This window comes from Neptunomonas sp. (assembly GCF_016744175.1).
GTDB lineage: Bacteria > Pseudomonadota > Gammaproteobacteria > Pseudomonadales > Balneatricaceae > Neptunomonas.
The window spans coordinates 93,099-113,385 of the sequence record NZ_JADGEV010000005.1 but is presented as its reverse complement, the minus strand read 5'-3'; the positions used below and the strand labels follow the sequence as shown (position 1 = coordinate 113,385).

The 20,287-nt window shown below is 44.4% G+C and carries 20 protein-coding genes and 1 tRNA gene; 7 read left to right on the top strand and 14 right to left on the bottom strand.

Annotated features, from left to right (window positions below; genetic code table 11):
* The first annotated feature begins 59 nt into the window (after positions 1-59).
* The gene (locus QZZ55_RS03605; protein ID WP_293265396.1) at positions 60-2,309 is read left to right on the top strand and encodes a 4Fe-4S binding protein; all 2,250 of its coding nucleotides are present in this window, start codon (positions 60-62) and stop codon (positions 2,307-2,309) included.
* 104 nt (positions 2,310-2,413) lie between these two features.
* Here the strand turns inward: QZZ55_RS03605 and QZZ55_RS03600 are convergent.
* From QZZ55_RS03600 to QZZ55_RS03555, 10 genes are all read right to left on the bottom strand, one after another.
* A tRNA-Pro gene (locus QZZ55_RS03600) sits at positions 2,414-2,490 on the bottom strand.
* Positions 2,491-2,597: 107 nt separating this feature from the next.
* Positions 2,598-2,960, bottom strand: a complete 363-nt coding sequence (locus QZZ55_RS03595) for a MerR family transcriptional regulator (protein WP_293265395.1) — start codon at positions 2,958-2,960, stop codon at positions 2,598-2,600.
* A complete protein-coding gene (gene ihfA / locus QZZ55_RS03590; protein ID WP_028471397.1) occupies positions 2,932-3,243 on the bottom strand; it encodes an integration host factor subunit alpha in 312 nt (103 codons plus the stop codon). The genes QZZ55_RS03595 and ihfA overlap by 29 nt, the downstream gene beginning before the upstream one ends.
* Positions 3,244-3,261: 18 nt before the next feature.
* Positions 3,262-5,652: a phenylalanine--tRNA ligase subunit beta gene (gene pheT / locus QZZ55_RS03585; protein ID WP_293265391.1), complete on the bottom strand. Its 2,391-nt coding sequence runs from the start codon at positions 5,650-5,652 to the stop codon at positions 3,262-3,264.
* Positions 5,653-5,709: 57 nt separating this feature from the next.
* Complete coding sequence (gene pheS / locus QZZ55_RS03580) at positions 5,710-6,693, bottom strand: phenylalanine--tRNA ligase subunit alpha (protein ID WP_293265389.1); 984 nt, start codon at positions 6,691-6,693, stop codon at positions 5,710-5,712.
* A 201-nt stretch (positions 6,694-6,894) separates the two neighbouring features.
* Positions 6,895-7,251 (bottom strand): 50S ribosomal protein L20, encoded by a 357-nt coding sequence (gene rplT, locus QZZ55_RS03575; RefSeq protein ID WP_028471400.1) that lies wholly within the window; start codon positions 7,249-7,251, stop codon positions 6,895-6,897.
* A gap of 42 nt (positions 7,252-7,293) precedes the next feature.
* Entirely contained in the window at positions 7,294-7,488 is a 195-nt protein-coding gene (gene rpmI / locus QZZ55_RS03570; RefSeq protein ID WP_028471401.1) for a 50S ribosomal protein L35, read from the bottom strand.
* Between the two features lie 96 nt (positions 7,489-7,584).
* Positions 7,585-8,127 carry a translation initiation factor IF-3 gene (infC, locus tag QZZ55_RS03565; protein WP_236591145.1) on the bottom strand — a complete coding sequence of 181 codons (543 nt, stop codon included), beginning with the start codon at positions 8,125-8,127 and terminating at the stop codon, positions 7,585-7,587.
* A gap of 18 nt (positions 8,128-8,145) precedes the next feature.
* Positions 8,146-10,059 carry a threonine--tRNA ligase gene (gene thrS, locus QZZ55_RS03560; RefSeq protein WP_293265384.1) on the bottom strand — a complete coding sequence of 638 codons (1,914 nt, stop codon included), beginning with the start codon at positions 10,057-10,059 and terminating at the stop codon, positions 8,146-8,148.
* A 151-nt stretch (positions 10,060-10,210) separates the two neighbouring features.
* The gene (locus QZZ55_RS03555) at positions 10,211-10,939 is read right to left on the bottom strand and encodes an FCD domain-containing protein (RefSeq protein ID WP_293265382.1); all 729 of its coding nucleotides are present in this window, start codon (positions 10,937-10,939) and stop codon (positions 10,211-10,213) included.
* 148 nt (positions 10,940-11,087) lie between these two features.
* Between QZZ55_RS03555 and QZZ55_RS03550 the strand changes: the two genes are divergently transcribed.
* Genes QZZ55_RS03550 through QZZ55_RS03540 form a run of 3 tightly spaced genes read left to right on the top strand, consistent with a single transcriptional unit; the run spans position 11,088 to position 13,973 of the window.
* Positions 11,088-11,876, top strand: coding sequence for a (Fe-S)-binding protein (locus QZZ55_RS03550; RefSeq protein WP_293265380.1), 789 nt, complete (start codon positions 11,088-11,090; stop codon positions 11,874-11,876).
* Positions 11,877-11,887: 11 nt separating this feature from the next.
* Complete coding sequence (locus QZZ55_RS03545) at positions 11,888-13,294, top strand: LutB/LldF family L-lactate oxidation iron-sulfur protein (RefSeq protein WP_293265378.1); 1,407 nt, start codon at positions 11,888-11,890, stop codon at positions 13,292-13,294.
* A gap of 13 nt (positions 13,295-13,307) precedes the next feature.
* Entirely contained in the window at positions 13,308-13,973 is a 666-nt protein-coding gene (locus QZZ55_RS03540) for a lactate utilization protein (protein ID WP_293265376.1), read from the top strand.
* A gap of 79 nt (positions 13,974-14,052) precedes the next feature.
* On the opposite strand, the gene QZZ55_RS03535 is transcribed toward QZZ55_RS03540, so the two are convergent.
* Both QZZ55_RS03535 and QZZ55_RS03530 read right to left on the bottom strand, forming a co-directional pair.
* Complete coding sequence (locus QZZ55_RS03535; protein WP_201347763.1) at positions 14,053-14,184, bottom strand: entericidin A/B family lipoprotein; 132 nt, start codon at positions 14,182-14,184, stop codon at positions 14,053-14,055.
* 89 nt (positions 14,185-14,273) lie between these two features.
* On the bottom strand, positions 14,274-14,510 hold the full coding sequence (locus QZZ55_RS03530) for a DUF2789 family protein (RefSeq protein WP_293265370.1): 237 nt from the start codon (positions 14,508-14,510) through the stop codon (positions 14,274-14,276).
* Between the two features lie 217 nt (positions 14,511-14,727).
* Here QZZ55_RS03530 and QZZ55_RS03525 point away from each other — a divergent pair, with 217 nt between their 5' ends.
* Positions 14,728-15,342 carry a YigZ family protein gene (locus tag QZZ55_RS03525; protein WP_293265368.1) on the top strand — a complete coding sequence of 205 codons (615 nt, stop codon included), beginning with the start codon at positions 14,728-14,730 and terminating at the stop codon, positions 15,340-15,342.
* Between the two features lie 112 nt (positions 15,343-15,454).
* A complete protein-coding gene (locus QZZ55_RS03520) occupies positions 15,455-15,676 on the top strand; it encodes a hypothetical protein (protein WP_293265366.1) in 222 nt (73 codons plus the stop codon).
* Between the two features lie 67 nt (positions 15,677-15,743).
* Here the strand turns inward: QZZ55_RS03520 and QZZ55_RS03515 are convergent, their stop codons facing one another.
* Positions 15,744-16,220 carry a YHS domain-containing (seleno)protein gene (locus tag QZZ55_RS03515; protein ID WP_293265364.1) on the bottom strand — a complete coding sequence of 159 codons (477 nt, stop codon included), beginning with the start codon at positions 16,218-16,220 and terminating at the stop codon, positions 15,744-15,746.
* A gap of 135 nt (positions 16,221-16,355) precedes the next feature.
* Here QZZ55_RS03515 and QZZ55_RS03510 point away from each other — a divergent pair, with 135 nt between their 5' ends.
* A complete protein-coding gene (locus QZZ55_RS03510; RefSeq protein ID WP_293265362.1) occupies positions 16,356-17,231 on the top strand; it encodes an AraC family transcriptional regulator in 876 nt (291 codons plus the stop codon).
* Between the two features lie 169 nt (positions 17,232-17,400).
* On the opposite strand, the gene gcvP is transcribed toward QZZ55_RS03510, so the two are convergent.
* Positions 17,401-20,283: an aminomethyl-transferring glycine dehydrogenase gene (gene gcvP, locus QZZ55_RS03505; RefSeq protein ID WP_293265360.1), complete on the bottom strand. Its 2,883-nt coding sequence runs from the start codon at positions 20,281-20,283 to the stop codon at positions 17,401-17,403.
* Positions 20,284-20,287 lie beyond the last annotated feature (4 nt).

Sequence of the window (20,287 nt, the reverse complement as noted above, 5' to 3'; positions counted from 1 at the left end):
TACAAGCAGACAACCCGTCAAATTAATCTGTATTATTCTGACTCATCGAGCACAACCGAATGAGGTTTATCAGCACAATACAGCACAACAACAATTCTGCACCTCAGCCAAGCGCATCTGCTAGATTCTTAGCTATGCTGCAAGTCGTGTTACTGACAATCTTGTTCGTTACACTATTCTTCGCACTGTACCCTGATAACACTTATGCAGCCTCACAAGAGCAGAAAAGTAGCTTAGCAAAAAAAACAGAGAAGCCACCACTGGCTCACGCCCTCCCCATTCGCACCATCTTTCCTAAAGCAACACGTGTTGGAGAAAAGCAAACAAGCCTTCCAGTGTATCCAGTCTTCCAACTGGACCAGCTACTTGGTTACGTATGGCTATCTCACGAGATAAACAATCTACCGGGGTTCTCTGGACAACCGATTAAACTATTAATAGGTCTACAAGCAAATGGGGTATTCAGCAAAGTAAGAGTGATGGAACATCATGAGCCTGTGTTCCTGCATGGCTTAGGAAATGAAGCTTTAGATCAATTTACAGATCAGTACGCCGGGCACTCAATTAAAAAACAGGTCATTATATCCAGCGCTAAAAAAAGCAAAGCAACATCTAACGCCGCTGGCGCAGTCTTCTTTGATGGCGTTACAAAAGCCACCATATCAGTCATGATTGTCAACGATGTAGTATTAGCGACGGCACTACAAGTTGCGCGCGACAAACTTGAAGGCTTCTCTCTTCCATCCCAATCAGCTTTGCGTAAAAAAATCACAACCCCAGTAGAAAGCATGGACTGGACAAGACTCATTACTAGCGGACTGGTGCATCAGTGGAATATTGCTAGTGATGATGTATTTGATCTATTAGGAAGACAATACTCAGATTATAGACACTTCTTTGATTTAGGTGATCACTCTGCAGACAACCCGGATACTTTCACCGAGCTTTACTACGCCTATCTAAATGCACCGGATATCGGCAACAACTTGTTAGGAAAAGCGACTTATGAAAAGCTCATGAAAGAACTCTTACCCGGAGAACACCTCATCTGGATAGGCTCCAACGGTTTATATAAACACCTTGCTGACGATTTTATGCCAGGAACCGTTCCTTCTCGATTATCAATTCATCAAGGAGGCCTCAATATCGAAATTAAAGATACCAACGCACCTGATGAAGAGAAAACGCTAGCCAGCACAAATGCACCTCACATTACTCAAAGTGCAATTTTTAAAATTAGAGATATAGCCAATTTTGACTTAGGGGGGGAGATCCTTATAGGGATGAATATTAACCTCCCTCGCAACCACCTCATTACTGATTCTTTATCACTCACCAATACGGCCCAGCTTCCAAACTCCCAATGGATACCGGTTGACGTTAAACAACAGACACAAACACCGTTGTGGATAAGAATTTGGCAAGACCGAATACCACAAATTGTTATTTTATTAACATCATTAGTGATCTTATTCATAGCCTTTATCAAACAAGAAAAAATCAGTCGAAACGCAGCAAGGTTTCATCAGTTTCGCTGGGCTTACCTTTGGTTTACGCTTTTATTTACTGGTTACTACGCTCAAGGCCAGTTGTCTATCGTCAATATATTCACACTACTTCATGCTATCGGTGATGGCTTTGATATAACCATCTTCTTACTCGACCCCATCATTTTTATTCTTTGGGTCGTTACTTTTATTAGCCTATTTATTATTGGACGTGGTTTATTTTGTGGCTGGCTATGCCCTTTTGGTGCACTTCAGGAGATAGCATCTTGGTGTGGGAAAAAACTCGGTATTAAACAAATTCGAGTATCAGAAAATAAGCACAGAAAATTAATCTACCTTAAATACCCAATACTGATTGGGTTAGTCGCCGTTTCTTTCTATGAGCTAAGTCTGGCTGAAAGGCTCGCTGAAGTGGAACCCTTCAAAACCAGTATTACTTTAGTATTTGCCAGGCACTGGCCATTCGTACTCTATGCGCTTGCGCTACTGGTTTGCGGAATGTTTATCCACAAGTTTTACTGCCGTTATCTTTGTACGCTTGGGGCAGGATTGGCAATACTAGGCGCTTTACGACGCTTTGAATGGCTAAAGCGCATTCCCTTTTGCGGGACACCCTGCCAAACATGCCATAACCGCTGTGAGATCAAAGCTATCAAACGAGACGGCGAGATTGACTACAACGAGTGTGTACAGTGCCTAGAATGTATTGTGATCTTAAACAGCGATGACCAATGCGCAGATACATTATTAAAACGTAAAAAACAAAAGAGAATTAACTGCATAAACATCGGTGCATCTTAACTAGATTACGTACTGAGCAACTCAGATGACAAAACGTTATACATGATAAAATAGTGAAGTGATGGCGCGACAAAAACCAGAAAAGAAAAAGTCCGTTAGTATAATGGTCGGAATGATAGGATTCGAACCTACGACCCCTTCACCCCCAGCGAAGTGCGCTACCAGGCTGCGCTACATTCCGAAAACTATACTAACTCTTTATTCAGCAAGATTAGACCTGCTCCCCTTCTAGCTGAGCTTTGAAGAGGATCGATATACTACCCTAAGGTGATGATTCTGTGAAGTTTTTTAGCGACCCGATTTAAGGGTTTTCAAAATATCCTCAAGGCCACTAATAGTCTGCCTTAAAAGCTGCTTATAGCGAAGGTTTTCATCATTTCCTTGCTGGCTTCCAAACCACAGTTTGGCACCACTAATTGTGTACCCCTGCTCGTGCAGTAAGCTTTTAATCTGTCGTATCAGCAATACATCTTTTTGCTGATAGTAGCGTCGATTGTTACGCTTTACAGGGTTTATCTGTTCAAACTCCTGCTCCCAGTATCTCAGCACGTGTGCTTTCACATCACATAACACCGACACTTCACCAATAGTGAAATATCGTTTACTGGGTATCGCAGGTAGATCAGGCTGGTTCGGACCTAGTGTCTGCATAGGCGTCTACACGGTCCTTAAGTTTTTGTCCTGGACGAAAGGTAACAACCCGGCGTGCCGAAATAGGCACCTCATCACCCGTTTTAGGGTTACGACCGGGACGCTGGCGTTTGTCGCGCAGATCGAAGTTACCAAAACCTGATAACTTAACCTGCTCATTCGTTGCGAGGCTTTCACGTATTTCATCAAAAAAGGATTCAACCATATCCTTGGCTTCACGCTTGTTAAGACCTAACTCATCACACAAACGTTCTGCCATGTCTGCCTTCGTTAAAGAACTCATGAACTCTACCTTTGCTATTTAATCTCTTAGTGTCGCTCCGGCACCGCTATCCAGTGCTGCAAGCACAGATTGTACAGCTGTACTAATTTCTTCTTCATTAAGAGTGCGCGATGGATGCTGCCAGGTCAAGCCCAAAGCAATACTTTTTCGTCCTGCTTCAATACCTTGGCCCTGGTATACGTCAAACAAGGTGATCTGTTTTAGGTACTTACCAGCATTTTCTTCCGCTATTTCACGTAGACTTTCATACGCGACAGCTTCATCAACAATCAGCGCTAAATCGCGTCTCGACTCAGGAAATTTAGACAATTCAGAGAAACGTGCAATACGCCCCTGCAGCAGGCTTTCCAAGCTAATCTCAAATAGGTAAACCGGTCCACTTACATCTAATTTCTTAGCCAATGACGGGTGTAGCGCCCCAACCATACCAACAACCTCACCACCACGTTCAATACGAGCAGTTTGACCTGGGTGCAGTGCAACATGCTTATCCGCAACGAAAGTAAAGTGGTCACCTGCACCGCCAAGATTAAGGACTGCTTCGATATCGCGTTTGATATCGTAGAAATCTACAGACTGTGATTTACCTGTCCATGATTCAGGATCACGTGTACCTGACAACAAACCCGCCAGTACATTTTCTTGCACAAGCTCATCATTGATTGGCAAAAATCTTTGACCTGTTTCGAACAAGCGCACACGAGACTGCTGACGATTCTGGTTATATTGCAAAGCTTTAACCAAACCAGGCCAGATCGTCGTTCTCATTACGGCCATTTCAGCAGAAATAGGATTCGCCAAAGCTAATGCTTCATATTGATTATCAAAGAGCTTTTGAAGACCCGTCTCAATGAAGCTATAAGTGATTGCTTCCTGATAACCAAACGAAATCAAGGTGCGACGTACGTCATGAATGGCTACTTTTGATTCATCATTGGACGTAAATGGCAGTGCTGCCGTTGGCAATTTTACGGGTAAATTATTATATCCATAAACTCTGGCTAGCTCTTCGATCAAATCAACTTCGATACTAATATCAAAACGATAAGACGGGATAGCAACTTGCCAACTAGCATCTGCAGTAGCTTCAATTTGCATACCTAATCGCGTAAGAATCTCTTCAATTTCAGCTGCTGGCATTTCGAAAGCCAGCATAGCATTTACTTTACTATGGCGTAATTTAACTGAACGTGCTTTAGGCAAATGCTCTTCGCTAATCGCTTCAGAAATAGGACCAACATCGCCCCCTACAATATCAAGCAACAGCTGCGTAGTACGCTCAATCGCATCATGCTGCAGCTGCCAATCAACGCCACGCTCATAGCGGTGCGATGCATCAGTATGCAAACCATAAGCACGCGCTTTACCGGCAATAGCGATTTGATCAAAGAAAGCACATTCTAGGAAAATATCCTTTGATTCGGATGTAACGCCCGTACTTTCACCACCAAAGATGCCAGCCATAGCAACAGGACCATTGTTATCAGCAATAATTAGCGTATCTGCGTTTAACTCAACTTCGTTGCCATCAAGCAATGTGAGCTTCTCACCCGCTTGAGGCATTCGCACCTGAATGCTGCCCTGTAGCTTATTAAGGTCAAACGCATGTAGCGGCTGGCCTAGCTCAAGCAAAACATAGTTAGTAACATCAACCACAGGGTCGATAGAACGAATACCCGAACGGCGTAGTTTTTCAACCATCCATAACGGTGAAGCTGCTGTCATGTTCACATTACGAATCACACGCCCAAGATAACGAGGGCAAGCAGCAGGCGCTTCTAAAGTTACTGAAAAGGTATCATCGATAGTTGGCGCTACAGGCTGTACATCAACAAAGGTAACCGGCGCCTTATTGAGAACCCCTACTTCACGTGCTAGCCCTTTAATGCTCAGGCAATCACCACGGTTAGGTGTTAAATCAACATCAATAATCTTGTCGTCTAGGTTCAAATACTCACGTAGACAAACACCGGTAGGAGCATCAGCAGCCAACTCCATGATGCCGGCATGATCTTCAGACACGCCAAGCTCATCTTCAGCACATAGCATCCCAAAAGACTCAACTTGGCGAAGCTTAGCCTTCTTGATCTTAAACTCACCGCCTTCAGGAGTAGGTAATAGCGCTCCAACTTTTGCATACGCGGTTCTTAAACCTGCTCGCGCATTAGGTGCACCACATACAACCTGATGAGTATCCGTTCCATCACTTACCGTACAGACCTGAAGCTTATCGGCATTAGGATGCGGCTCGGCAGTCAATATTTCAGCCACAATGACATTAGAAAAATCAAGAGCAACTGACTCTACTTCATCGACTTCAAGCCCTGCCATCGTGATTTGATCTACCAGCGCTTGCGTTTGAATAGCTGGGTTTACCAGCTCACGTAACCATTTTTCACTGAATTTCATGCTACTATCCCGAAAGTCTTTAGTTTACTGCTCAATAATGAAATCAACCGGCTTGAATTAGTTAAACTGATTCAAGAAACGCAGATCATTCTCAAAGAAAAGACGCAAGTCGTTCACGCCATATCGCAGCATTGCCAATCGCTCCACACCCATACCGAACGCAAATCCGGTGTATACTTCAGGATCGATACCAGACATTTCAAATACTTTAGGGTGCACCATGCCACACCCGAGTACTTCAAGCCACTTACCATCACCGCGATCAATATCCACTTCAATTGAAGGCTCTGTAAACGGGAAATAAGAAGGGCGGAAGCGAACTTTCACATCTTCCTCAAAGAACTCACGCAAAAACTGCTCTAATGTTCCTTTAAGGTCTGCAAAGCTAATATTTTTATCAATCAACAAGCCTTCAACTTGATGGAACATAGGTGAATGCGTTTGATCATAGTCACAACGGTAAACACGCCCAGGGCACACAATACGGATAGGCGGTTGCTGCGTTTCCATGGTACGCACCTGCACACCAGAAGTGTGTGTACGTAAAAGGGTGTTGGCATTGAAATAGAAAGTATCATGCATCGCACGCGCAGGATGGTGCGAAGGAATATTCAAGGCTTCGAAGTTATGATAATCATCTTCAATTTCTGGGCCTTCAGCTACGCTGTAACCAATACCAGCAAAGAAAGACTCAATACGCTCAAGCGTTTTAGTAACAGGATGCAACCCACCTAAACTCTGGCCGCGACCAGGCATAGATACATCGATAGTTTCAGATGCCAGCTTCAACTCTAATGCAGCGCTTTCAAGAAGCTCTTTACGCGCATTTATTTGCTCGGCGACCTGCTGTACCAATTCGTTAATCTTTGCTCCCGCTACAGGGCGCTCTTCAGCGCTGAGCTTACCTAAACCTTTACGTAGTGCAGTTAACGGACCTTTTTTTCCTAGGTAGTCAACACGTACCTGATCCAGCTCCTGAACACTATTTGCTGCGGCTACGGCAGTACCCGCTTGTTCCAGAAGGCTTGTCATGTTTTCCATTTCCGGCTCCAATTGATTGGGAGGAATATGAGAGTGTAATACTCGAAAATACAGTTATTCTGCTGAATTATCATGAAGCAGTTCAGCAACAAAAACTCAGCACAATAACCGAAAAAATAGGGGAAGAGTTTGCACCCGTCCCCTATTTAAAATATTGCTGCTATTTAAATAAATAGCTACCTCTCGAAAGAGGCGGGTGCCTTATGCCAGAGCAGCTTTCGCTTGCTCAACAACAGCAGTAAATGCAGCCTGTTCGTGAACAGCAAGATCAGCAAGTACTTTACGGTCGATCTCAACGCTAGCTTTTTTCATACCAGCGATCAAACGGCTGTAAGACAAACCATTCAAGCGTGCCGCAGCATTGATACGTGCAATCCACAGAGCGCGGAACTGACGTTTTCTTTGACGACGGTCACGATATGCATATTGACCAGCTTTAATAACAGCCTGTTTAGCTACGCGGAATACACGGCTACGTGCTCCGTAATAACCTTTAGCCTGCTTTAGTATTTTCTTGTGACGGCGACGAGCCTGAACACCACGTTTTACACGAGCCATTCTTTACCTTCCTATATTCAATTCTGTTAGTGAAAAAACGACTTAGATGTACGGCAACATACGACGGACCAAAGCGCGGTCTGCAGCATGAACCTGTAGCATCGGGCGAAGCTGACGCTTACGCTTAGTGCTTTTCTTGGTCAGAATGTGACTTTTGAAGGCCTGCTTGTGCTTGAAGCCATTTGCAGTCTTTTTGAAACGCTTTGCCGCACCGCGGCAAGATTTAATCTTAGGCATTACAAATCTCCACGCATTCGTTAGTTTTTTTCATTCGAGAAACGACAAAACCCGCTCCTACCTAAGAGGCAGATACGGGTTAAGCTGCTTTACAAATTACTTCTTTTTCTTCGGGGCGATCACCATGATCATCTGACGGCCTTCCATCTTAGGACGCTGTTCAACAACCCCTTGCTCTTCCAGATCTTTTTCGATCCGTAATAGCAAGTTCATGCCCAGTTCCTGATGAGCCATCTCACGACCGCGGAAACGTAAAGTAACCTTAGCCTTATCCCCTGCTTCTAGGAAACGTACCAGGTTGCGTAGTTTTACCTGATAATCTCCATCTTCCGTCGCAGGACGGAATTTCATTTCCTTGACCTGAGTCTGATGCTGTTTCTTTTTAGCTTCAGCCTGCTGTTTCTTAACTTCGTATTGGTGTTTACCAAAATCCATCAATTTACAAACAATTGGATCCGAGTCAGAAATCTGTACCAGGTCAAGTTCAGCCTCTTGCGCCATGTCAAGAGCCTGATTAATTGATACGACACCTACTTGCTCACCATCAGCACCGATTAGGCGTAGTTCATGAGCTTTAATATGTTCGTTAATGGGTGTGCGATTATCACGACGCGCACCTCTTTTATTATCGCGCTTAATTGTTATATCTCCTAATAATTATTCGTAACCCTTCTGATCCACATCTTTTGTCAGAAAGTTGGTGAATGCTTCAATACTCATTGAGCCAAGATCTTCACCGGTGCGTGTTCGTACTGCTACACAGCCAGTCTCAACTTCTTTGTCACCAACTACCAAAAGGAAAGGAACCTTCTGAAGAGTTCGCTCACGGATTTTAAAGCCGATCTTCTCGTTTCTCAAGTCCGAAACAGCCCTAAATCCATTATTTTCTAGTGTTTTTACCACATCTTGGCAATATTCAGCCTGTTTGTCCGTGATATTCATCACAACAGCCTGTACTGGAGAAAGCCAAGCAGGCAATGCGCCCGCATAATTTTCAATCAGAATACCAATAAAACGCTCAAAAGATCCAAGAATTGCCCGGTGTAACATTACCGGTGTTTCGCGTTCGTTAGCTTCATTAACAAATTGAGCTTCCAAACGACCCGGCATTGAGAAATCGACTTGAATTGTACCACACTGCCAGACACGTCCGAGGCAATCTTTCAAAGAAAACTCAATTTTAGGACCATAGAAAGCACCTTCACCCGGTAATTCCTGCCATTCAAGCTCGGCAGCATCAAGAGCATCAGCTAATGCTTTCTCTGCTTTATCCCACACTTCATCAGAACCTACGCGCTGTTCAGGGCGGGTAGACAGCTTATAGATGATCTCAGTGAAACCAAAATCAGCATAAACTTCATGCAAAAACTCGATAAAGCTAGCTACTTCAGACTGAATTGCATTTTCAGCACAGAATATATGTGCGTCATCTTGGACAAACCCACGCACACGCATAATGCCATGTAAAGCACCTGAGGGCTCGTTTCGGTGACAGGAGCCAAACTCAGCCAAACGTAACGGAAGATCACGATAAGAACGTAAGCCTTGATTAAATACCTGAATATGACATGGGCAGTTCATTGGCTTAATAGCAAAATCTTTGCTTTCAGAGTGTGTCGTAAACATCTGATCTGAAAACTTATCCCAATGTCCTGACTTTTCCCATAAGCTACGTTCAACGACTTGCGGTGTTTTAATTTCTTGGTAGCCATGCTTAATTTGTTTGTTACGCATGTACTGCTCGATCTGCTGATATAGCGTCCAACCGTGTGGATGCCAGAACACCATGCCCGGTGCCTCTTCCTGCAAATGGAACAAGTTAAGCTGTTTACCTAGTTTACGGTGATCACGCTTCTCTGCTTCTTCTAAACGGTGCAAATAAGCTTTGAGTTCTTTTTTATCACCCCACGCCGTACCATAAATACGCTGTAACATGGCGTTGTTAGAATCGCCCCGCCAGTAAGCACCCGCCACCTTCATCAACTTAAAGGCTTTGATGTGACCTGTAGAAGGCACATGAGGACCACGACATAAATCGATAAAGTCGCCTTGCGAATAGAAAGAAAGATCTTGGTCAGCGGGTATAGCACTCAACAACTCGACCTTATAAGCCTCTCCCATTTTCTCAAACATGGCGATACTTTCGTCGCGATTCATAACTGAACGACTAACGGGCAAGTTTTGCTTCGCTAATTCACTCATTTTCTTTTCGATCTTTTCTAGATCTTCAGAGGTAAATGGGCGCTCATAAGCAAAGTCATAATAAAAGCCGTTTTCAATAACTGGTCCAATCGTTACCTGAGCACCAGGAAACAAAGCTTGCACAGCCATCGCCATTAAATGCGCGCAAGAATGGCGGATTACTTCTACGCCTTCTTCATCACGTGCCGTAATAATTGCTAAATCTGAATCCTCATTTATAACAAATGAGCTATCAACCGGCTGACCGTTTACTTTACCAGCCAAAGCCGCTTTCGCTAGCCCTGCACCAATATCAGCGGCAACATCAAATACAGAAACAGGATTAGCAAACTCGCGCTTGCTTCCATCGGGAAGAGTAATAACAGGCATCTTTATTCCTTGCTTATCAGTGGTGACCCCTACGACAGGTCACTTCTATATCAATATGTTAAACGCATCGTACACACTAGGTACGTAACGCTGGACGCGCATTTTATCAAACCCCAATAATATTGCTATGCACAAAAACCTAAAAACACCACTAATCAGTACTCTCGAGTAAATTTCGGGTGTAAAGAATATGTTCTGAGGCCATTTTTCTTGCCTGCTCTGCATCTCTTTTATGAAGCGCTTGATAGATTAGTTCATGTTGTAAACGAATCCCGTCAGGGTATCGACCAAATTTAATCAACGTCCGATTAAGCACACCATAAATGGCGTTAAAATAGCGATTATAGAATATCTGACTAAATGATGTGATTAACACGTGGTGACTAGACTCAGCGATCATGGTATGAAAACGCAAGTCAGCCTTTGCCTTATCCAAGGTAGTCAGCCCTTTACTGCGCACCTGCATTCGCTCAAATTCTCGCGCAATATCCTCCAGCTGCTGATCAGTGGCACGCAGTGCTGCAAAGTATGCCGCCTCTCCTTCTAGAAAAGCGCGTGCTTCCATTACCTGAAGCTGAAAAGCGAGGTTATCACCGACCCCTTCTACTGGCATATCAATATATTGCGCCATCACATTTTGACAAATGCTTCTACCGCCGTGCGCTGTTGAAATTAAGCCCTCTAACTCCAACTGCTGAACGACCTCCCTAACACTTGAGCGCGCCAAGGAAAATTCATCGACTAACTGGCGCTGAGATGGCAGCGCTTGACCGGGGATGATGCTGCCCGAAATAATTTCTTGTCGCAGAAACCGATCGAGCTGCTGCTTTTTAGTAAGCACTGTTAACATCTGCTTCTTGCTAACTTGTTCTTCACCCATCCTTACCTCTTTATACACCAACCATACTCTTGGTCAGACCAGTTCCTAACGTAGCATATATTTTGTACAGCACTTTGCCTATCTTTGTAGGCATACAAGCACCGTATTAAATATAAAAATTAACGAACAAGAACCTCAGGTACACACCATGCACGCATCCGAAAAGCCAATTAAAGTTGGCCTGTTTGTCACTTGTCTGGTCGACATGTTTCGCCCTAGCATCGGTTTTGCAACTATTAAACTTCTCGAGAACGCCGGCTGCAAAGTCTCTGTTCCAGAAGCACAAACCTGCTGCGGGCAACCCGCGTTTAATTCGGGCGATAAGAAATCAACGCAAGACATTGCCCGCCAGACGATTCAGGCCTTTGATGGCTACGAATACGTCGTAGGCCCATCAGGATCGTGCATTGGTATGTTACATCATTACACTGAACTCTTTGATGAAAACGACCCTTGGAAAGCGCGCGCCGAAGATCTAAAAAGCCGCGCATTTGAGATCACCTCATTTCTTACGGATGTGCTGGACTTCAACACAATCCTTAGTAAATACGATGCCAAAGCCACCTATCACGACTCTTGTGCAGGTTTACGTGAGCTTGGTGTTAAACAGCAACCGCGTAAACTACTCGCCAAGGTTGCTAACTTAACCCTTAGCGAAATGGAAGAGTCAGAAACCTGCTGCGGTTTTGGTGGTACTTTTTGCGTCAAATACCCAGATATCTCTAACCGCATGGTAGAAAACAAAACATCGAACATTGTTGATTCTGGCGCTACCACCTTATTAGGTGGTGACTTAGGCTGTTTGCTCAACATGGCGGGTAAGCTCAAACGCCAAGGCCACAAAATTGAAACACGTCACATCGTAGAAGTACTTGCAGGCATGACTGATGAGCCCGCTATTGGCGATGCCGATTACGAACTTGGCCAACCGGCATAGGAGATACTGTCATGCAAATCACTAGCCCCGCATTTAAAGAAAACGCACGCATCGCCTTACACGATGCCGGCTTACAAAAAGCACTAGGTAACCTTAAAGAAGGTTTCCCTGTAAAACGCTCTACTGCCGTTGCCCGAATGCCTGAATTTGAACAGCTTCGAGATGAAGGTACGGCTCTTAAAAACCATATACTTGAAAACCTAGATATCTACTTAGAGCAGTTTGAAGCGAACGTCATCAAAAATGGTGGGCATGTGCACTGGTGCCGTACACCTGAAGACGCCTGCAAAAAGATTCTAGATATCTGTAAAGAAGTAGACGCAAAAACAGTCACCAAAGGTAAGTCGATGGTCTCTGAAGAGATCAATCTTAACGACTACCTAGAAAAAAACGGTGTAGAACCGATTGAAACAGACTTAGGCGAATATATTTTACAGCTACGTGGCGACCACCCTAGCCACATTATCGCCCCAGCTATTCATCTCAACTTGGAAGATGTCTCTGAAATCTTTCATGAAAAGCACAAACGCCCTAAATCAAGCGACCCAAAAGTACTGATGCAAGAAGCACGCGAAATGCTTCGCGAGAAGTTTGCCGGTGCTGATGTAGGCATTACTGGTGCAAATTTTTTAGTTGCTGAAACAGGATCCAGCATCATTGTCACCAATGAAGGTAATGGCGATTTAACACAAACATTACCGAAAACTCACATTGTTGTAACGTCCATTGAAAAAGTTGTTCCGACACTCGAAGACATGACACTCTTTCTGCGCTTGCTAGCTCGCTCAGCAACCGGGCAAGAATTTACCGTGTATAACACGTTATCGACAGGGCCACGTAGAGCAGGAGATCAGGATGGACCCGAAAACTTCCACGTGGTCTTAGTCGATAACGGCCGTAGTGAAATGGTAGGCAGTGAATTTCAAGAGATGCTACGTTGCATTCGATGCTCAGCGTGCATGAACCACTGTCCTGTTTACGGTGCCGTTGGTGGGCACAGCTACGGATGGGTTTACCCAGGCCCCATGGGCTCAGTGCTAACCCCACAAATGATTGGAATTGAAGAGGCAGGCTTACTACCCAACGCCTCTACATTCTGCGGAAAATGCGAGTCGGTCTGCCCTGTACGCATCCCTTTACCTAAGCTGATGCGCCACTGGCGCGAAGATGAGTTCTCTAAGCACTTAAGCCCTAAAGCAGTACGCTGGGGAATTGGTGGCTGGGCCTTCTTTGCTAAACGCCCAACGCTATACCGCTTACTTTCGATCAGCTCAAATCTGTTTTTACGTGTGATGGCTGGCAAAAAAGGACATATCAAGAAGATCCCTCTGGCAGGTGGTTGGACCGATGGTCGAGATATGCCTGCACCAAGAGGCAAAACCTTTATGTCTCAATACAAATCACGCAAACAGAGCTAACGGAGGATATGTTATGAGTAAAGCAGAAATTCTTGGCAACATTCGCCGCGGCCTAAAACGCGGGGAAGCCACACAAGATCAAAAGCAAGCCGTGGCCAACCGGATCAACAAACATGCGCGTAACTTAGTGCCACAACGCGCGCAGCTACCACACGAACAACAAGTAGCGCTCTTTATTGAAATGGCGACAGAGGCCGCCGCTCAGATATACCAACTAGAGAGCATTAACGACGTTCCAAAAACCTGCGCTAGTTGGTTACAAGACCATCAGATCGACACGCTAGTAACCGCCAGTGATGAAGCGATCACCTCACTTGATTGGAGCAGTGCTACCGACCTTGCTTGCGTACAACGCGTTGCTGAAATAGGCGATGCCGCCAGCTTAACCACAAGCTTTGCTGGCATTGCAGAAACAGGCACACTTATGCTGCATTCGGGAGCAACCAGCCCAACTACACTCAACTTTTTGCCTGACAACCACTTTGTGATCTTGAAGAGATCCGACATTGTTGGACCCTACGAAGATGTCTGGCAAAAACTGCGTGAGACAACCAAAGGTGACCTGCCACGTACCGTTAATATGATTACCGGCCCTTCACGTAGCGCCGATATTGAACAAACACTACAAATGGGTGCACACGGACCTAAAGACCTTATTATCTTGTTGATTAATGACTAAGCTTTAACCTTAACTGCGAGCCTTGAATTTGCCACAAAAAAAGGGTGCCAACAGGCACCCTTTTTATTAACAATACTGGCTAGCTTTTAGAAGCTTTCTCGATTGCAGCTCCGCCTTTTTTGAGATCCTTACCAATCCCTTCAACCGTGCTACAACCCGACACAGCAGCCGTTAAAACGATAGCCACTAGAGCGATATATATCTTTTTCATTCACTGTCCTAATATTTAACACTGTATTCCAAGCGGTATTTAAAACAACCTTGCAAACAATCATCCATAACTAAGCAAACTGTAACCTGCTACCTGTCTTCGCGCAACAATGCATCAAGCTCATCAACCATATCTGACCAATCCGCATCATTAGCCCGACTCTCTTTTATAAACTGAGCCTGCCCTTTCGTCCAGAAAACAGCCTCTTCAAGGGAGATACCTTCATCGACAGAGTGGCTACTAATAAATAATTCAATATCATTTTCTTCTGCAGCCAAACCCAGCTGAAGAAACAGATTAGTAAGATTGTGCTTTACCGTATCCATGCTTCACTCCTTATCCAGCTCTTCATAAAACCTTTACAAATGTTTTTCAAACATCGTGTAATACCAAGGATGCAAAATTAGACCGTAGCAAGGCACATAAATTCATTTAAAAACGAGCGCCATATACCAAGCAATAAGAAAGACTCTGATATCATTAACCACTATATTTAAGCGCTTACTTCTATTCCCTTAGTTCTCAACCAGATGGAATCCCGCATTGTCTGACTCTTTTTATCTAAAACCCATAGCAACCACCGAATCGCTATATGAAATTAAAAAGAGCCGATTTTATGTATCCATCACACCGCTATCCACTGTTGTAGCAGCCCGTGCTTGTATTCAGCAGGCAAAAGCAACAACCCCATCTGCCAACCACCATTGCAGCGCATTTATCACCAGCACACCTCACGCAGAAGATGGCTTTGGTTACAGTGATGACGGCGAGCCTTCCGGCACGGCAGGCAAGCCGATGTTTAATGTCCTACAAGGCAATAACGTGGGCGAAGCCTGTGTAATCGTCACACGCTTTTTTGGTGGTATAAAACTAGGCACCGGCGGCTTAGTACGCGCCTACTCCACCAGCGTGAAAGAGGCTATAACACAGGCAAAATTTGAAGAAGTACATCCCAGAGTAACGGTTGAGCTTACCTACCCCTATACGCTCTCATCAACGGTAGATACCATACTGCACAGCTTCGACACACAAATAATCGACAGCCAATATGCAGAATCCGTAACGCTTAAAATCAGCATAACGGCAACGGTGGTTAACGAGCTCACACAACAAGTACAAGAGCGTGGCAGAGGGTTATTGCTGATAGAAATGCTTTGAAATTTATCTATGATACGCATGAGTCTTCTCAAGAAAATAAAGCGGTCATTATCTTCTTAACGTGTTAACTTTTATTAAACTTGGACACCAGCCAAACAATCCAGAGACAACCATGACTGATAAAATAAATGACGATGCTTTACTCGCTCTTAAGATTGCTTTTACCTATATGCCTAAAGCGATTGAAGTGACTAAATATGAATACGGTGATCGCTATGAAGCGGTGCTGGAACATATTGAAAAGGTAAGAGAGACTTTGCTGATCAACGATGTTGATCCTGAAGAGGTGTATGGCGAGATAGACCCTGATAATACACCTAATTCCTCCTATTAAAAAAGCGGCACACGATTAATATCGTATGCCGCTTCTGTTCTAGCTGGTCTATAAGGGTGTTGTAAACTTATAGTTTGTCAGCTGCTACGTTTTTGATTTTTGGCCAGTTTTTGTTAGCGGCTGCCAAGTTAGCAACGGTGTTTTCAGACCAAACTTCTTGTACAACTTCGCTTTTCTGTACGTACAATTTACCGTCAATCAATTCAAACGCTTTACCATCAATCGCGAACTTTTTACCTAGTGATGTACCATATGCGCAGTATCCACCAAACTGTGGCTCATACTTCTCTGGGTTAGCATTAAACGTATCGCGGTTTGCTACTGATGAGAAATGGTAGATAGCGCCATTGTGGATTGAGCTAATATTTGAGTTACCTTCGACAGGAGCATTCTCAGTAAAATAGGCAACAGCATCGTGCCCTGCTAGAGTTACGTTGTTTTCGTCGGTTTGCACTTCAACACCTGCAAAACTGATGCTGCTGATAGAGAAAGCCGCTAGCAATGCTAGAGTCTTAAGTGGCGCTAGGATAGATGAGATTTTCATTGTTGTAGTCCTATTTTGCGTTGTGAGTTAGAGTTAGTTTTTGCTAAACAAGCACACAGTCTTGATGAAATGAATTTTAAAGAATCCTACATCAATCAATAGGTTCGATTTACCAAGAGTTATGTCCGATCGTCTATGAATGCTATAAACCAACTACTTGATACCTTAAGAATTGAGGCCAATGTGCATCACAATGGCCAGTACTGTGGCGACTGGGCGGTAGATACCTCTGGATCTCAGAAAATGACATTTCATGTGGTTTCTAGAGGAAAGTGCTTTTTCAAGTTTGATGGCGAAGCCATTGAGCTCAACGAAGGTGATGCCGTATTTATGCCTTCTGATGCGCAGCACTGTGTAACCAACCTACTAAGCAGCAACCTTTCAGTAAATACAACCGAAGCCTTGCCCATGACGCAAGCCGTAGAGGAAGAGTCTACGGGCTTGGTCTGCGGAAACTTTGCACACCAACACCCTATATTTGAAAAATTAGTTAAACAAATGCCTAAGCTAATTGTCGTTCGGCATAACGATAAGAATGCTATTGGGCGTATTGTTGAATTGATTTTAGAAGAGTCACGCGGATCAAACCAGCATACTAATGTGCTCTTAAACCGTCTATCTGACTGCCTATTTTATTTATTGGTGAGAAGCCATCTTGATGTGACCAATGGTGTATTTGCAGCCTTTGCTCATCCACAACTAAATGCCGCTATGGAATTAATACACCAACAGGACTGCAGCCAACGCTTAAGTTTGGATGAGCTTTCCTGTGCTGCATCTATGTCTCGCTCAGCCTTTTCTAGCCTATTCAAAGAGGTTGTTGAGCAATCGCCGATGGACTACTTAACACAATGGCGCATGACCCAGGCATATCGCTGGTTAGCAGATGAAGGCATCACTACTTTGGATGCGGCCTTACGCTGTGGCTATGAAAGTGAATCATCCTTTTCCAAGGCTTTTAAACGCGTTATGGGAGTTGGCCCGGGGCCCGTTCGTTCCGGAACTGAATAGCACCTATCAATAAAAAATAAGATCTCAAAGAGAACACTACAGAAAATTGCTTCTTATATAAAAAAACGGCCATCACCAAAGGTGATAGCCGCGAAAGGTCTTTTGCTTTAAAAGTGTTTTACATCGCTACCGATGATTACTTGAAATGATACAAGTAATCGATTTGCGCCTAGTCTTCGTATGTTTCAATACCGGGACAAGAGCAAATAAAGTTACGATCACCGTATACATTATCTACACGGTTTACAGCAGGCCAGAACTTGTTCTGACGTGTTGCCGTGGTTGGGAATACAGCCTCTTCACGAGAGTATGCACGCCCCCATTCAGCCGCTGTAATATCAGCCATAGTATGTGGTGCGTTGTGCAGTGGATTATCTTCCAACGTCCACTCACCGCTTTGTACTTTTGCAACTTCCTGACGAATCATGACCATTGCTTCAATGAAGCGATCTAGCTCAGCTTTTGATTCGGATTCAGTTGGCTCAATCATCAAGGTGCCTGCCACAGGGAAAGACATCGTTGGCGCATGGAAACCATAGTCCATTAAACGCTTAGCAATATCTTCTTCTGTGATACCTGAAGCTTCTTTGATTGGGCGAATATCAACGATACATTCGTGTGCAACTTTATTGTTACGACCACGGAAAAGAATCGGATAATGCTCAGCCAACTTCTCGGTCATATAGTTTGCACCCAGAATTGCATTCTGCGTGGACGCTTTAAGACCAGATTTACCCAGCAAACGGTTGTACATATAGCTGATTGGCAGGATTGCACCTGAACCATACGGGGTTGCAGAAACAGCACCCACGTTAGACTCAGAACCCTGTACTGCTGTTACCTTATGGTTTGGCAGGAAAGGTGCCAAATGGCTTTTAACACCAATAGGACCCATACCAGGACCACCACCGCCATGCGGGATAGCAAAGGTTTTATGCAAGTTAAGATGCGATACATCAGAGCCGATAACGCCAGGCTTAGAAATGCCTACCTGCGCGTTCATGTTGGCACCGTCCATGTATACCTGACCACCAAACTTATGGATGAGTGAGCAGATCTCAACGATATCTTCTTCATAGATACCGTGAGTTGATGGATATGTAATCATCAAGGTAGATAGGTTTTCTGCATGCAGTTCAGCTTTTTCAGCTAGATCTGCAACATCAACGTTACCTTTTTCATCACACTTAGTGACAACGATTTTCATATCCATCATGGCAGCAGATGCTGGGTTAGTACCGTGAGCTGATGATGGGATTAGGCAAACATTACGATGCCCTTCACCAATAGATTCCTGATACTTACGAATAGCTAGCAAGCCAGCGTATTCGCCGGATGCACCGGAGTTAGGCTGTAAAGAAACTTTATCGTAGCCAGTAATTTCTACTAGCTGCTCTTCAAGTTCCTGCAACATTGCGTGATAGCCCTGTACTTGATCATCAGGTGCGAACGGATGGATGTTCGCAAATTCAGGCCATGTAATCGGTAACATCTCAGCAGTTGCGTTTAGTTTCATGGTACAAGAACCCAGTGGGATCATACCGTGAACCAATGAGTAGTCTTTGTTTTCTAGCTTTTTCAGGTAACGCAGCATATCTGTTTCAGAGTGATAGCTGTTAAATACCGGATGGGTCAGAATAGCATCTTCACGGCGTTGTGCATCAGTAATACCTGTATCGCCAGAAGCAACACCTGCATCAATAGCAGCAACGTCTAGGCCGTGGCCATCACCTAGGAATATATCAAACAACTCAGCTACATCCGCAGCCGTCGTTGTTTCGTCCAAGCTAACGCCTAACTTATCAGTACCGATACGGCGTAAGTTGCAGCCTTTATCTAGTGCTGACTGATAAATAGCATCCTGTTTACCAGCAACATTCAACGTTAATGTATCAAAGTAGCTGTCGTTACCCTGAACACCTTTACCTTTTAAGCCAGTGGCTAAAATAGCCGTCAAACGATGGATACGTTCTGCAATAGTTTTCAAGCCATCTGGGCCATGATAAACCGTGTAGAAGCTTGCCATGTTGGCTAGCAGTGCTTGTGCTGTACAGATGTTTGACGTCGCTTTGTCACGACGAATGTGCTGCTCGCGTGTTTGCATCGCCATACGTAGTGCTTGGTTACCGCGTGAATCAACGGATACACCAATAATACGACCAGGAACAGAACGCTTTAGCTTATCACTAGATGCAAAGAATGCAGCATGCGGACCACCAAAGCCCATTGGTACACCAAAGCGCTGAGTAGAACCCAACACAACGTCTGCACCTAACTCGCCAGGTGATTTAAGCAGAATCAAAGCCATTGGGTCAGCGGCAACTGCCACCATAGCTTTTTGCTCTTTTGCTTTTGCGATCAATGACTGGATATCTGTAATGTCACCAAACGTACCTGGGTACTGTAATTGAGCACCAAATACATCATGCTCTGACAGTTCAGAATGCGGCGCAACCACCACATCAAAACCAAAGTATTCAGCACGCGTTTTGATAACGTCAATGGTTTGCGGATGAACATCGTCAGCCACAAAGTAGGTATTAGTTTTCTTACGGTTAGAGCGTTTGCACAGCGCCATTGCTTCAGCCGCAGCCGTAGCTTCGTCAAGCATGGAGGCATTTGCCAAGTCCATACCCGTCAAATCCATTACCACTTGCTGGAAGTTAAGCAATGACTCCAAACGGCCCTGAGCGATCTCTGGCTGATAAGGCGTATAAGCCGTATACCAACCTGGATTTTCCAACACATTACGCAGAATAACATTTGGCACTAGCGTATTGTGATAGCCCATACCAATGTAAGATTTATTAACCTTATTCTGCACCGCTAATGACTTCAGGTAAGCCAGTGCTTCTACTTCTGTTTCAGAATCTGCCATATCTAGCGCATCATCTAGACGAATTGAATCAGGCACAGTTTGTGTGATCAATTCTTCCAGAGAAGAGACACCAAGACTTTCCAGCATCGCTTGCTGGTCTTCACCTTGAAGGCCAATATGACGGCGTGTAAAATCATTTTTCTGTTCGAGTTCACTCAGAGTACGTTTTTCCACGTGC